Below are 12,752 nucleotides of genomic sequence, written 5' to 3'. Positions count from 1 at the left end.
AATATTTTTATTTAAGTGAACAGGCTGCACAATCACCACACCTGTTTAGTATACTGTCCGCCGGCAGGGCGAAATTTAGGTCAGTTAACCGGCGCGATCGCTATAAAAGCCCTATATTGTATTGGGGCCTGGATTTTGTGCTGTACATGTGTAACCCGGTTTCCTATGTTGGCACTTTACCTCACTCCAGAACAATCTTCTGAAATACACCCAAGGGTGATAACACCGCTCAAAGTCAAGATCTCCGAAGAGGAATTGATCGCAGGATTGCTGGCGGGAGACCGGAAAGCCATCGGAACCTTGTACGACAATTACTCAGCCGCATTGTATGGCATTATCCTCCGCATTGTAAAGACCGAAGAAATTGCCGAAGATATTCTGCAGGACACGTTTGTAAAAATATGGCGATCTTTCGAACGTTACGATGCTTCGAAGGGAAGGCTGTTCACCTGGCTGGCCAATATGGCGCGGAACATGGCCATAGACCAGGTGCGAAGTAAATATTCCCGCAATACCAAAAGCGACGAGCGTATCGGGGAGCATACCGCCAGCCTCGAGATCGTGTATAATTCCACTAAAAACCCCGATCATATCGGGATCAGGACCCTCGCCTGCCGGCTGAAACCCGAGCACCAGGTCATTGTCGACCTGGTTTATTTCCAGGGATACACGCACACTGAAGCCGCAGAGCAACTGCAGATCCCCGTGGGCACGCTAAAAACCCGTTTACGCGTGGCTATCAGGTTCCTGAGAGCTTACTTTAACTGACCTCAACCCGCGTTTTTTTCTTATCACCGCTTTTGCTTCCCGCGCGGTAACGTAGCTGATGATCCGCTCGAACAGGATCCCGTAGATCAGGCTGTTAATAAATAGTCCCGGGAGCGTCAGATCTCCGAGGAGCCTCCCGAAAAAGGTAAGAACAGGGAACCTGAAAACCGTATGTACTTTATCCAGGAACAGGTCCAGCCCGGTGGCGGTATTCTCGCTCAGTGCGATGTTCCCGATAAGCGACACCAGCGAAACGGCGTACCAGATAAACAGGATCACCAGGAACGTTTTCCAATTAAATGGAACACGCAATTTAGACCGCTTCCGGTGGCGGCGCTTACGTTTTTCGGCCATTAAGACATTGGTTAGTGAGTTAAATATAGCATTAATTTGCTACCTGCTCTTACTTAACCCATCTAAGCTCGAGGTATCTCCGGGATTTATGAGCAACGCTTTTTCAAATAGCGCCCTGGCTTCCTCTTTCTTGCCCGTCATCAGGTTTGCCCAGCCCAGCATGTGGTTGCCGTCGTAATCAAAAGGATACAACGCAACTACTTTCGAAAACAGCTTTATGGCATTCGGGTACTGCTTGCGGTTGTAGTAGATCACCCCGGCCCAGTAGTTCGCCTGCGTATTTTGGGGGTCGATCTTCAGAATGGCATTATACTGGTCGAGCACGTTGTTCCAGTTGGTGAGCAGCGACAGGGGCTTCACATAACCGAATCTTGCTTCGATAGAATTGGGCTTCAGGGTCACCGCTCTCTGGTAGTAATTCTGTGACGCTGTATAATTCTTGTTGAGGTAATTCAGCCATCCCAGGCGGATGTTTACCTCGTAATTGTTCTCCGAATAATACGGGGTGATGTCGCTGATAGCGGCCGCGTAATTCTTCTTCGTTTCGTTGTTATAGCTGTTCTGGAACGCTTTCTGTAAAACGGATGCACTTTGCGCCCGCACACCCATGTGCATCATTACGATAAATGAAACTATTAATGTTTTCTTTAAAATTTCCATGTCAGGCCGGCAGTTATTGAGTTTTGACGATAAGTTAGTTGGTTGGTGTTTTCGAGCTTTTGCTCATATAACAGGTTCAGGTAAAGTGTAACGTTCGGATTAATAAGATAATATCCCGTGGCGGCGATTTTAAGCGTAGTGACGTCGATCGAGTTAAAAATATACAGGTTATCTGCTTCCGCGAAGCCGGGAAGGTCGCCGATGACCACCAGCCCGTCGAACCAGGTTTTCCGGCCCGTTTTAAAGCCGACCGACTGGCTGAACACCGTGTTTTGCCTATCGCCGCTGGTGAGGAGCGAGACGCGGCTGGCGCCGTACAGCGCCAGGCTCCCTAGGGGGTAGTAAGAGAGCGCAGCGTTGTATTGCCGGCTATTTTCGCCGTTGATCTTGCCGGTACTGGCATCGGCCTGCAGGGAGCCATAGGCGAAGCTGTATTTCAAACCGCCGAAGGCTACCGCATTTTGGGTGCTGGAGGCAATAAATGAGCTGTTGAGGTAGTGAAAAGCGCCCAGCAGCGAAAGATTGGCCACCGGCATGTATTGCAGCTTGCCATAATATTCGAATTGCCGGTTCCGGTCGCCCGGGAACGCTTGGCCGAAATAACTCAGCGATTGATCGAGCGACAACGAATACCCGATCCGGTTCTTTAAGGCTGCACGGGTGTAGGATGCGTTGCCGCGGGTAACTATTTGCGGCATCTTAACGCTGGTTTCGATGCCGAAACGGGTAATGGCAAAGGAACGGACCGCGCGGCCCCCGACCGTTTTGTTTTCCAGGTTACGGACAAAGTAATCGGCCTCATTGTCGCGGTTCAGGTTGCTGTTGCAGAGCGACAGGAAATAGAGCGCGGTTTGGTTGCGGTCGTCCTGCTTTAATACGGCCTGGTATTGGACCAGCGCCGCGCTGTAACGGCCTAGCATCATCTCGGCATACGCAGCCCGAAGCCGCAGCGCCGGGAAATCGTTACCGGCGGCAATTGCCGTGCGCGCATAGTCAACCAGCCCCCGCCAGTTGGCGGAATTGTACCGGGCAAGCGATACGCTGTCGGCCGACCGGAAATCGGCCTGCTGCGCCCGTGTAAGGGCTGCTGCGCCCAGCAGCACAAACGTTAAAAGAGCTCTTTTGATTGCCATTGTAGTTGTATTGACCGGTTTTTGAACGTTATCCCTACCACTGCCAGGCGATTGTCTTCTATGCCGATCTGCGCCGCAAGGAATGCCTGGTTATGGCTGCCGACCACCGACACGGCCGTGGTGTTGATGGTCGGGCCGTTTGCCCCGCTTTCGGCATGACTGTGGTAGTTAAGTTTAATGAAGCTGTAAAACGGAGAAACGATATCCTGCAGCCAGAGTACCGCCCGGTTAATTCCCAGGTTAAGCGGGTAAAAATCGGTAGCCGGGTGGTCGCTGAAATTGATGCTGTAGGCCGATAAGTAGAAAAGATACAGCAGCGAATCTTTATCGCCATAGAAGTTGGTGAAATAGAACTTCGTATCGTTATTGATGAAATAAGCCACCGCATTCGTTTCTTTCGAGAAAAAATAAGTGTGGTTGTACGCATCGGTAAATACTTCCCAGGTCTCTGTGGTACCGGCCGAGCTGACCGTCGCTACGTACCCGGGTTTAAAGTCGAACGCTTTCTTAACCTGGTAATTTAATTCGGGCGGCTGCAGCAGGTCTCCCTCGGCAGGGATGCCAAAATTTACGTAGCTGCCATTGCGGGTAAAGGCAGCTAACGGGTATTCGAGGGTTTTAGCCCCGATATACGGAGTAGCCTGTACCTGGAAATGGAGGTGCGGCTCCGGCGAACGCCCCGAATTGCCGCAAAGTGCCAGCAGGTCGCCGCGCTTTACAAAATCGCCCGGTTTAACTTTCGCCGAATTCTTTTTAAGGTGCGAGATCTTGGTGTACAGGCCGTGCGCATGGCGGATGATGATGGTGTTGCCCCAATTCTGTACCATGTTCACATGACCGATCGCGTTGTCGTCTATATAGCTGATCACTTCCTCGATGGTGCCGTCGGCGCAGGCCAGCACAGGCTTGTTGTAGCAGTAAAAGTGCTCGGGGAGCGTTCCCCCCGACCGGTAGGTCTTTCCATCTGCATCCCTGATCACGAAATCGAGCGCCTTTCCCCAATCGCCCTTGTGGGTGATACCGCCATCATACCCCTGCGAAACCGCCCAGCTCCCCATAAATGGGAGGGTAAGTTTTACATATTGCAGGTCCTGGAGACGCTCCCGCACGTTGAGGAACTGGTAAAGGTTCTTTTCAGGCGAATAGAACTGGTAAGGAGTAAGCTGCAGCTTTACCGCATGCACCCTCAGCAGGAAAAAATACAGTAAGCCCAGGGTGACGATACAAAATGGCATGGAAAATACCGGCAGGTCGAAGGCGCCGAGAATATTGCCCAGCGCGCTTACCATCAGGAAGCTCACCGGAACGGTAAATACGGCCCAAATATACGACCGCCAGGAGGGGACCAGGAAGAACCCGCCGATTGATGCCGCCACCATCATAAAATTAGCACCGAGGTGGTAATTGCTGATGCCGTCGGGGTACATCCTGAGGTAATGGTTGAACAGGCAGGATGTAATGAACCCGGTAACCAGCAAGCTGAACCCGATCCGCGAGTGGATGAGCAGGCCGATGCTTAGTAAAATGCCCGCCAGGATATTGTTCTGGAACAATACGGAGCTTACCGAGCGAAAGAAAAGCCCGATATAGCCAGGCAGCCCGGAGCCATTCAGGTAACTGGAGAGCCCGGTAATGGGGCCGAGCCCGCCGGTTAGCCATTCGAACAACAGCGAGCTCGTCTGCTGCCCGAGGCCGAGGTTGATGGGACTGTTGGCGCCCGTCAACACCAGCCAGAAGGTGAGGATGAACGGGATGGACAATACCGGCAGGTTATACTTGCCAAGCAGCGAGATAAGCGTGACGCTCAGGAAAATACAGGTAAGAAGTGCGGTAGCCAGCCAGATCCAGTACGCCTGGTTAAAGTTAAAGAATGTGCCGAACCCGATCCCCAGCAGCATGGAGTTGAAAGTGTAGAGGCCGGTTTTCGCGGTTTCTTTGGAGAACCCGGATACGGTGACCATTACCAGCGACGCCACTACCGCCAGCAATGCGGAGATGCCCGCATGGAAATTGAAGAACGACACCACCAGCATGATCGCCGCCAGCGTCTTATTCTGCGAAAAAAATACGATAGCGTAGCTGTTCAGCGTGGCTTGCAGGTAATATTCAGCGTGCTTCTTCATAAGCTATTTCAGGTGGTCGGGCATGGATTCAGGTACCTGCAGGTAGTCGAGCGTTTCCGCTTTGCGTATCACATGCGGCTGGCCGCCCTGGTCGATCATCACTACCGCCGGGCGCATGCTGATGAACTGCATCCATTGTGTCATATTGTAAGCGCCCACTTTATGGGTCACCACGTGGTCGCCGGGCTCGAGCAGTGGCAGGTTGATGTTTTCGCGCACCACGTCTATGTTCATACACAGGGGACCGTACAGCACCATGTCTTCGGTATGGTGCGTAAAATCCTGGGCGGGGCTGATCTTATGCTCATACCAGAAAGAAGTAAAGAGCGTGTTCACCCCAAAATCGAGGATGGTGGCGCGACGGCCGTCGCTGAGGCGTTTGTTGGCGATCACGGTGCCAAGCAGGTAACCCGCATCATCGATCAGCACGCGCCCGCTTTCCAGGATCAGCAGCGGGAGCTCGTCTGGCCGGAAACCGTAGTCGAGGATGGTGGTGGTGATCACTTCCGCGAAATCGTCAACCGAAGGCACGGTGTCTATCCCCGGCAGGTACGATCCCTTTAACGTGTTGGTGGAAGGAAAACCACCGCCCAGGTCAAGGTATTGCACCGCCACCTGGAGCTGCTCTTTGCAGCGGGAGGCCAGGTCGCATAATTTTCGCGCGGCCACCGCGTAAGCGGAAGTGGAAAGCATAAACGTACCGATGTGGCAATGCAATCCAACCAGGTTCAGTTTGCCCGATTCCATGATGCGGGTGATGGCGGTCCATGCCTGGCCGTTCTCGTAGTTGAACCCGAAGCGGTCCCAGAGCGGGTATACGCCGGTGTCCATGTTCACCCGGATGGCTACTCTCGGTTTCCTGTTGAGCGGTTTGCAGAGGCTCAGCAGCAGGAATAGCTCGTCAAAATGATCGATGTGGATCAGCGAGTTGTTTTCGACGGCCAGCAACAGGTCGCCGGGCTTTTTATCGGGCCCGTTAAAAATTATGTGCTCGCCGGGAACGCCGTTGCCCAGGGCTTTGCGGTACTCGAAGCCCGAAACCACTTCGGCCCAGCTTCCTTCCTGGTGAAACACCTTGCATACCGCGTTGATGTAGTTGGTTTTGTAGCTCCACGCGAACTGTACCTTGGGGTAACGGGTGTTGAACGCGCGTACCGCCGATTGGTAATTACGCCTGATCCGTTTTTCCGAAAGCACGAACAAAGGGGACCCGAATTGCCGGATAAGGCTTTTTACCGGTACGCCGTCGATGTCTTTTACGGGCTCGAACTCTGTACGGGTACCGAATTTGTTCATCAGGCCCGTGTTCATTTTGCGGATCACGGGGCGCTCGTATTTTAATTTTTCCATAGTGATCATTTTTGAGCCCTCCCGCCCTGCGGCATCCCCTCCGGGAAGGGGACGATAATTTTACTGCTGTTCATATTATTTTTTACCACTCGTTAAACTATACGGTGTGCCAGAAACCTTCGCCGCAGGCAGTGAAGATGTTGCCGCTGCATTCAAAGTTCCCCGAATGCCGAGATCTGCTGGAACTCAGACACATCCGTTACATGGTCCCACGCGTAGCGAATAAACATTTTGCCCACGGCATAGGTGTCAAAAGGAGCAACTTCTTCGCCCATGGCCATTTTTGCAAGCGCCGCCGGTTGGTTTTGGCCCGCTGCGGCGGTGAGGTAGATCCAGGCCGGAAAGCGGGGATTTACCTCCATAATGTAGAGATCGCCGCCGGGGTCTTTCATTACCTCCAGTTCGAACCCTCCGCGCCAGTGCGTTACTTCGCTAAAGTGACGGGCGAGCTGCAGCAGGCTTTCATCTTCGAGGGTAATGCCCGCCCAGGCTTTTCCCTTATCGGTAATGGTGAGCTTGCGCATAGGCACGATGCTGATGGTCCCGCCCTTGCCGTCGCCGAGCGCCGCAATATTGATCTCGGTACCTTTGATAAATTTCTGTATGATGACGGGCAAGCCCCATTTCGCGTTAAGCCTTTGAAATGCTTTCGATGCTTCGTGCTCGTTCTGGGCGATATAGGCATCGTAATACCGGCCTTTTACCACTATGGGATAGTCGAGCTGTTCGGCTGCTTTTTTTAGCCCGGCTTCTTTGTGGATCACCAGGCTTTCGGGCACTTTAAGGTCGTGTTTACGGCCGAATTCGTCCAGGTTCAGTTTGTCGCGGTCTTCCAGCTGCCGGTGGGTGGGTAGGAACGTCGCGATACCCAGTTTCAACAGCTCGCTGCTGATCCTGATGAAATTATACAGTTCCGCGTCGAAGTTCGGGATCAGCACACCCAGTTCTTCCTGCTGGTGAATATAGGTTATGCGCTCCAGCAGCGTATTCGCACCGGCGGATGGGTAGGGGATCTGGTAGGTTTTATCGACCAGGTCATGGAGGTAGAGCCCCGGTTCCAGGGCCTCGTACGATAGGCCGATGATGCGAATGTGATCAAAGCCCTCGCGCAGGGCCCGGATCACGGCCACGCCGGGCCCCGGGCTATCGGTGGCATTGAGGCCTGTTACCGCGATGGTGATTTTCTTGGGAGAGTTCATGAAAAGGTTAGTCTAACAGGTTGGCTTCTTTAAGCTGCTGCAGCAGGTCGTCCAGGTCGCGGTCGAGCTGCTGTTGCTCCACGTCGTATTTTTCGAGCAGCAGCAGCCGGATCTCGGGGATGCTTTTCTCTTTTTTCAGGTGGTTCACGATCTCCGACGCCATTACGTTAGCCATAAAAGAATCGCCGGTTGCCGGGTTAAAGATGAACCCGTTCTCGCTGGTGGCTATGTTCGGTTTAAGTTTCATTGGGTTAGCTGCTTTTTAGGTATTGGTTCACCACGTCGTTATATGCATCGCCGATAGGCAGTTCGATGGTTTCGAGCCTGATCTTTCGATTATGCAGGGACCTGATCTTATTTACCGACACGATGAAGCTGCGGTGTACACGAATGAACTTCTCTTTCGGGAGCTTTTCGAGTACTTTTTTCAGCGTCATCAGGCTCATCACAGGTTTGTCTGATCCGGCTAGGTGGATAATGATATAGTCAGCCATGCTTTCGATGTATTCGATATCTTTCAGCAGGATCTTGATCATCCGGTATTCTGAATAGACGTAAATACTTTCATCTTCCCTTGGCTCATCCGGCAGGTTTTTGTACTTGTAATAGTCGACTGCTTTTTCCACCGCGGCCGAAAAACGTTTAAGGTCGATCGGTTTCAGCAGGTAATCCAGCGCCTGGAGCTCATAGCTTTCGAACGCGTAGTTCTTGTAGGCGGTGGTAAAGATGATGATCGGCTTTTTTTCGAGCGAGCGCACCAGGTCTACCCCGGTAATATCGGGCATATTCACGTCGACGAACAGCAGGTCGATATCGTGTTTAGCCAGGTACTCGCCTCCCGAGATGGCGTCTTCGAAGGTTTTTACCAGTTCGAGTGCCGGGAATTTCGATACATAGTTGCGGATGAGCTGGAGCGCCAGCGGCTCATCATCAATGACTATACATTTTAATCGCATAATAGAGGTTTGTATTGGTTAACAATCCACGCAAAGTCTTACGGTAAATAACTGGTTTTCGTTATTGATAGTTAGCTGGTATTTGCCGGGGTATAAATATTCCAGTCGCTGTTTGGTATTTTTTATGCCGATACCGGTACGTTCAAGCCTGTTCTGCTGTTCGAAAACGCGGTTCCGGCAGTAAAAGTCCACCTGGTCGCCCATCACTTTTATGGAAATACTGATCACGGTCTTTTGTTTTTTGCTCACACCGTATTTGAAGGCGTTCTCGATGAACGTCATCAGGATCAGCGGCCCGATGCGTTGGTTTAACACCTTTCCCTCCAGGGTGAACTGTACGTCGGCGCTGTCGCCCAAACGGAGGCGCTGCAGGTCGATGTAGTCTTCGATACAATCTATCTCGCTTTGCAGGCGCACCAGGTCGTTGGTCACATCGTCCGTAACGTACCGCATAATGTTCGACAATTTCATGATGCTGTCTGACGTATTCCGGCTGTCCATCACCGATAGAGTATAAATATTATTCAGCGTGTTGAACAGGAAATGCGGGTTAATTTGCGCCTTAAGGAACGACAGTTCGGCATTCACCTTTTCGGCCTCGGCTTTTACCACTTTTTGCTCGGTACTTTGCCATTGCTGCACGGTGGTGGTAGCAAAGCTGATACCCATGATCAGCATAAAAATAAAGAGGCTTACCAGGTCGATGTTGTCTGACTGGTGGATGGCCAGGATACCGTTCGGCTTTTTGAGGTTAGGGTCCTGCATGCGCAGGTCCTGGTGCGGCAATGGCCCAAAAGGCAGGTTGGCAGTGGCATTGGTATCAAAACCGGGCCGTATTTCGGGAATACCGCCTATACTGCCCTGCGCCGGGCCCAGCTTGGAGAGCACCGTTTTGTTATGTCCCAGCAGGTTAGTGTAAGGCTGCAGGTAATAAACACAACTAAAAAGGATGAGCAGCAGTACCCCATACTGTACAAATTTCTTTTTGAATACAAATCTTGGGATGAGGTACCAGGTATTGATATAGAACATCACCACGTATGTTAAGCAAAACAACCAGTAGTAGGGCGACGCCACCAATAACCAACTGCTCTTTCCCTGTTCGCTGTTCATGAACAGGAGAGGGAAGGTAAGGAACAACAGCCAGCCGGCTATATGTATGAAGAAAGCTGTTCCCTTGAACCTGTGCATTTGCAAAAGAAGCTAATTTACGTTTGAATTGGTTAAAAGTTTATGGTTAACCTCTGAGGCAGGGAAAAGATATCGGCAAGGCTTCCGGCCACATTCCCTCGCTCATGTTTGCCCTGCCGATATTTCGCTGCCAGTCATCATCCATCAGGACGGAGGCAAAGTAGTCGCCTGGTTAATTTTCCTGATATAGGGAATTACCTGGCGGCATGTGTCAAAGATGCGGCGGGACCAGGCCCGGAAGGGGCGAGTGTCGTTGAACGGGGGATATGTGTCGATGAAAGGCTGGTGCCAAAGCCAGTAAATGGCGACTTTAGGCCACAGTTGTTCCATGCTCCACAAATCAAAAAAACCCCGTTAAGGGGCTTTTTTGATTTGTGGAGCATGGAGGCATGGTGCGAGATTGCACCGGTACGACTCCTAGTTTAACGATTTCAGCGAGTTTACCGCGTAATCGTTTTGCGGATCAAGCTGAATGATTTTTTTGAAATAATCTTTCGCTTCTTCTTTATCCGTTTTTGCGGAATATGCGCCCAGGTAAGAGTAAGCCTCTATCGCGGTAGTTTTTACCCGGTCGTTGGTAGCAAAGTCAGGTTTGGCGGTTACCAGTTCCACGTACTTTTCATAGTCCGGGATCATCAGCCCCTGCGGATTTTTCTCATCATCCAGCAGGCGTTTAACCCTGGCACGGTACAGGTACGCATCCGGCGAAGCAGGCGATAGCGCGATCACTTTCGAGAACGCCGAATCTGCTTTTACCAGGATGGCGGCGTTTTCAGTCATCATGGCGGTGTTTGTAGAATCCTTGCCTCCCTTCACCTTTGCGGCATAATTAAAGTAATAAGCCATGCCCATGTAGAAGTTGTTATAGGCCACCGATTTCGAGTTCGGATTTTTTAGCGTGAGCTCGTATAGCCTGGCCGCATCTTCATAGTTTTTTGCGGTGAAAAGTGCTTTTGCCGCTTCTTCGAGATCGCCGGCAACGGTAGAATCCATTGCCACCGCTTTTTCGATATTCGTTACCGCATCGGAGGATTTCCCGGTTTTAAGCTGGGCCTTGCCCAGGTACAGGTAATCGCGTGGGATGACCCGGTCGGTTTCCACCTTCGCAATGAAGTTGGTAAGCGCATCCGCGGAAGCGGGGAAATTACCGTTCTCATAAGCAGAATAGCCAAGGTAACGGAGGATCCGCTTGTTGGATTTCTCCATTTGTGCCATGGCCTGTGCTTCCTGCTCAAGGGTTTTGTAGTCTTTCGCCAGGATCAGGAAGTCGGCATAACGCATTCTCGACTCCACCGACCGGTCTGTAAGGTCCACATACTTGCGGTAGTAGGTAAGGGCCTGTTTAATGTTGGCATCGTATGTTTTCGGCTCGATATTGGCCCATAGGTAATAATTTTCGGCCAGCTCGCGGTAAGCGGGGGCATAGTTAGGGTCAGTAGCCAGTATCTTATTAAACTGTTCGGCGGATTCCTTAAATGCGCGCGAGTTTTTGAGCAGCACGCCCAGGTCGACTTTCGCCCTTAGCAACGCAGGGTCGAGCTCGATGGCTTTATTATAGTTATCATACGCATCATTCTGCTTTTTAGAAAGCTGGTAGGTTTCGCCCAGGGCGAGATATACTTCCGCATTTTTCGGATCTATCAGCTTTGCCTGCTGCTGGTACGACAGCGCCCTGGTATAATCAGGTTTGGCTGCGGCGGTATACGCTTTGCCGATCTGTAAAAAGGTTTGCGGATCTTTCTTATTGGTCAGGGAGATCGCTTTGTCGAAATCGGCGGTAGCCGCTGCTGCATTATTGGTTTCGAGCTTTACCGCACCGAGGCCCACATAATTAAGGGCGTACGACGATTCGGCGGCAATCCCCTTTTCAAAAACAGTTTTCGCCGAATCCGGGTAACCTGATTCCAGGTAAATATTCCCCAGGAAGGCATATCCCTCGCCTGACGATGGTTTGGCTGTCACCAGCGCTTTCGCCAGGCCTTTCGCTTTTTGCCATTGCTCGGCGTCGATGGCCTTCTTGATCTCAGGAGCACCTTGTCCCAACACAGTCGTTGTCGCCAGCAGGAGAGCCGGGAGCAGCGCTGTCAACTTCATGTTCGTTTCCATAGTCGTCCTTGATTTATTTCCCCTCACGTAATAATCGGTCGGTTTAAGAATAGAAACGTATTTATAAAGTGTTAGGTATGTACAATTATCGGGCGAAGGTCATATTTCTCCGGCCCGTTAGTTCGCTGCGTGCTGTTCAAGCGGTTTAACGCGTAGGAAGAGAGAAACGTCAGACGTTTAAATAGTGAATTCCGGTTAAATGATCAGGCCGGCATCGCTTTGCCCATGCCTTCCAGGTAAGCCGGCACGTATTTTACCGCGGGCCGCTGCAGCAGCACACGGCTGATACCGGGCTTAAAGGGTTGCCGGACTTCCGGCTCTCCGCGTGGTGACCGCCTGTTGCGCCGTCCAGGTAAAATGCCAGCAGGGAAGCCGATGCGAACATCATGCTGAGCAGGGAAATGAAATTCGGTGTTACGTGTTTCCGCGCCAGGAAAGCGGCCGTATTTCTGGCCCAGGAGGTATTCGGGTAGCGATGGGACGGCGTGGTTCGGGTATTGTGATCAGCTGATTCGATAAGATATCAAACAAATGAGTTTATACCGTAATGGCCGCAAAGTATCTCCGCATGCACAACAACCTTACAGGAATTGCAATTGACACATTATTAACCCATTATTAAAAAAGTGAAATTTTTTTTGCAGAGTTGTGCTTAGCCTTCTATATTTGCAGTCCCAAACGCAAGGGAGCTCATCTCACAAGCGAAAAGGAAAAGGGAGCTTAGCTCAGCTGGTTCAGAGCATCTGCCTTACAAGCAGAGGGTCACTGGTTCGAACCCAGTAGCTCCCACACAGTGAATCAAGCGGTTATGAAGTAAAATTCGTAACCGCTTTTTTATTTGCACAGGATTTGCACAGAATATCGTAAGTCAAGTAATTCTTTCACACTATCTTAATCTTCGCTCGGCAACAT

Annotated in this window: 12 protein-coding genes and 1 tRNA gene; 2 read left to right on the top strand and 11 right to left on the bottom strand. The window is 51.4% G+C overall.

The features are described from left to right. Nucleotides 1–216: 216 nt before the first annotated feature. Nucleotides 217–768 (top strand): RNA polymerase sigma factor, encoded by a 552-nt coding sequence (locus GS398_RS16575; RefSeq protein ID WP_369410273.1) that lies wholly within the window; start codon nt 217–219, stop codon nt 766–768. On the opposite strand, the gene GS398_RS16570 is transcribed toward GS398_RS16575, so the two are convergent. From GS398_RS16570 to GS398_RS22705, 11 genes are all read right to left on the bottom strand, one after another. Next, nucleotides 727–1,122 carry a hypothetical protein gene (locus GS398_RS16570; RefSeq protein ID WP_160907934.1) on the bottom strand — a complete coding sequence of 132 codons (396 nt, stop codon included), beginning with the start codon at nt 1,120–1,122 and terminating at the stop codon, nt 727–729. The genes GS398_RS16575 and GS398_RS16570 overlap by 42 nt on opposite strands. A 39-nt stretch (nt 1,123–1,161) precedes the next feature. Beyond that, entirely contained in the window at nt 1,162–1,782 is a 621-nt protein-coding gene (locus tag GS398_RS16565; protein ID WP_160907933.1) for a tetratricopeptide repeat protein, read from the bottom strand. Then, nucleotides 1,770–2,915, bottom strand: a complete 1,146-nt coding sequence (locus tag GS398_RS16560; protein WP_160907932.1) for a tetratricopeptide repeat protein — start codon at nt 2,913–2,915, stop codon at nt 1,770–1,772. Before GS398_RS16560 ends, GS398_RS16565 begins: the two co-directional genes overlap by 13 nt. Continuing rightward, on the bottom strand, nt 2,891–5,038 hold the full coding sequence (locus tag GS398_RS16555; RefSeq protein WP_160907931.1) for an urea transporter: 2,148 nt from the start codon (nt 5,036–5,038) through the stop codon (nt 2,891–2,893). Before GS398_RS16555 ends, GS398_RS16560 begins: the two co-directional genes overlap by 25 nt. A 3-nt stretch (nt 5,039–5,041) precedes the next feature. Beyond that, nucleotides 5,042–6,388: a type III PLP-dependent enzyme domain-containing protein gene (locus GS398_RS16550; protein ID WP_160907930.1), complete on the bottom strand. Its 1,347-nt coding sequence runs from the start codon at nt 6,386–6,388 to the stop codon at nt 5,042–5,044. A 152-nt stretch (nt 6,389–6,540) separates the two neighbouring features. Further along, a complete protein-coding gene (locus GS398_RS16545; RefSeq protein ID WP_160907929.1) occupies nt 6,541–7,587 on the bottom strand; it encodes an ATP-grasp domain-containing protein in 1,047 nt (348 codons plus the stop codon). Nucleotides 7,588–7,594: 7 nt separating this feature from the next. Next, nucleotides 7,595–7,834, bottom strand: a complete 240-nt coding sequence (locus tag GS398_RS16540; RefSeq protein ID WP_160907928.1) for a PqqD family peptide modification chaperone — start codon at nt 7,832–7,834, stop codon at nt 7,595–7,597. Between the two features lie 4 nt (nt 7,835–7,838). Continuing rightward, nucleotides 7,839–8,543, bottom strand: a complete 705-nt coding sequence (locus tag GS398_RS16535) for a LytR/AlgR family response regulator transcription factor (protein ID WP_160907927.1) — start codon at nt 8,541–8,543, stop codon at nt 7,839–7,841. A gap of 18 nt (nt 8,544–8,561) precedes the next feature. After that, nucleotides 8,562–9,734, bottom strand: coding sequence for a sensor histidine kinase (locus GS398_RS16530; RefSeq protein WP_160907926.1), 1,173 nt, complete (start codon nt 9,732–9,734; stop codon nt 8,562–8,564). Nucleotides 9,735–10,151: 417 nt separating this feature from the next. Continuing rightward, the gene (locus GS398_RS16525; RefSeq protein WP_160907925.1) at nt 10,152–11,840 is read right to left on the bottom strand and encodes a tetratricopeptide repeat protein; all 1,689 of its coding nucleotides are present in this window, start codon (nt 11,838–11,840) and stop codon (nt 10,152–10,154) included. A gap of 253 nt (nt 11,841–12,093) precedes the next feature. Next, a complete protein-coding gene (locus GS398_RS22705) occupies nt 12,094–12,228 on the bottom strand; it encodes a hypothetical protein (protein WP_255494215.1) in 135 nt (44 codons plus the stop codon). Nucleotides 12,229–12,554: 326 nt separating this feature from the next. On the opposite strand from GS398_RS22705, the gene GS398_RS16520 reads away from it, so the two are divergent. Next, a tRNA-Val gene (locus tag GS398_RS16520) sits at nt 12,555–12,629 on the top strand. Nucleotides 12,630–12,752: the final 123 nt, after the last annotated feature.

Origin of the sequence: Hufsiella ginkgonis, assembly GCF_009834915.1 — a bacterium.
In the GTDB taxonomy this organism is placed as follows: domain Bacteria; phylum Bacteroidota; class Bacteroidia; order Sphingobacteriales; family Sphingobacteriaceae; genus Hufsiella; species Hufsiella ginkgonis.
This window is presented reverse-complemented; position numbering and strand designations above follow the sequence as displayed.